Source organism: Poseidonibacter ostreae, from assembly GCF_009208075.1.
In the GTDB taxonomy this organism is placed as follows: Bacteria; Campylobacterota; Campylobacteria; order Campylobacterales; family Arcobacteraceae; genus Poseidonibacter; species Poseidonibacter ostreae.
Genome location: NZ_WFKJ01000100.1, coordinates 1 through 1,554, shown reverse-complemented (window position 1 = coordinate 1,554; position 1,554 = coordinate 1). Strand labels below are relative to the sequence as shown.

At 27.2% G+C, this 1,554-nt stretch carries 1 protein-coding gene; it reads left to right on the top strand.

Features of this window, described 5'->3' with window-relative positions; genetic code table 11:
• Positions 1-159: 159 nt before the first annotated feature.
• Positions 160-1,380, top strand: coding sequence for an IS110 family RNA-guided transposase (locus GBG18_RS14945; protein WP_152192363.1), 1,221 nt, complete (start codon positions 160-162; stop codon positions 1,378-1,380).
• Positions 1,381-1,554 lie beyond the last annotated feature (174 nt).

Sequence of the window (1,554 nt, the reverse complement as noted above, 5' to 3'; positions counted from 1 at the left end):
AATAAACAAGTTTTTTCCTTTTTGGGTAAATATACCAACACAATAAACGTCTTGTGTTAACCTTTAAAAAATCATCTATAGGATGCTCAGGAGAAAGTGATATTTCTACCTGTTATAACACGAAGCTATGAGATTTTAGACTAACACAGGAGGATTATTATGTATTATGTTGGAATTGATGTTGCTAAAGAAAAACATTATGTTTGTATCTTAGATGAAGATACTCAAATAGTTTCTAAACCTTTTTGGATTTATTCAGATGTACTTGGTTTAAAAGAATTAATCAAAAGGTTATCAGACCTTTCACTTAATTGTGACGATTTTATTATTGGAGTGGAGTCAACTGGTGCATTTAGTGAAAATATTTATGAGTTTCTAAGTGACTTAGATTTTAAGGTTATATTATTAAATTCATATCAAACTTCAAAATATAGAGATTTTAGCACTATGAAAAAAGTGAAAAATGATTCTATTGATGCTTATATAATAGCAGAGCTATTATCAAGTGGAAAGTATAAACAAAGTCATATTTCTAGTGATGATTATCATACTTTAAAAGTATTAGGTAGATTAAAGAAATCTCTTGATGATAAGATAAAGACTATAAAAAGAGAAATATCAACTGTTATTGCAACTGTAAATCCAGAGATAACTCATGTATTTAAAAATATCTTTACAAAAACAGCATTAGTAATCATTAAAGAATACCCAACTAGTGTTGACTTGAAAAAGACTACTTTAAAACGATTACTTAAGCTTTTTCGAGGCATTAAGGGTAACAACTTTAGTGAAGTCAAAGCTATGCAATTAATAGACCTTGCAAATTCCTCAATTTATAATGGTCGTGCACAAGATGCTCGTTCTTTAATGATTAAGACTAATATTAAGATATTAGAGCTTTTATGTCAAGAAAAAGAGAATATTGAAAACCAAATAAATACTTTAATTGAAGAAAATCAAGATGATGATTTTTCATCATCAATAAAAAACCTTAAAACAATACCAGGAGTTGCAGATAAAACTATATCAGCAATTCTTGGTGAATGTGGAGATTTAAAAAGATTTGATTCAGTAAAGTCTTTTATTGGTTATCTAGGTCTTTATCCAACTCAATATCAATCTGGTAATTCATTATCAGTTGGTAGACTAGCACAAAGAGGAATACCTATTGCTAAGCATGCCTTATATATGTCAGCTGTTTCATCCGTTTTACATAATGATGAATTACGTAAAATATTTAGAGATAAAGTATCAGCAGGGAAATCAAAAAAAGAAGCTTTGATAATCATTGCTAAAAAAATAGCAGCAATCATATATTCAATTTTTAAATATAATCAGCCATATAATCCAAACAGAGTTTTAGTTCCTTATAGGAAATAAAATAGTTAGTTTAACATTTGTGAGAACAATGAGTTGTTAATGAACTTGACCTAAAAATGTATCAATTTTTATTTGATCATTTGAATATTTTTAAAAAATACTCAAAAAAACAAACAATAAAGTAATGTCTAAAAGAATAACTATTCGTTTAAGCTATTCTTTATAGGATGGTTT

Excerpts from the sequence above, each read along its gene's own strand:
- GBG18_RS14945 (WP_152192363.1), top strand. The coding sequence starts at position 160 with ATGTATTATGTTGGAATTGATGTTGCTAAAGAAAAACATTATGTTTGT.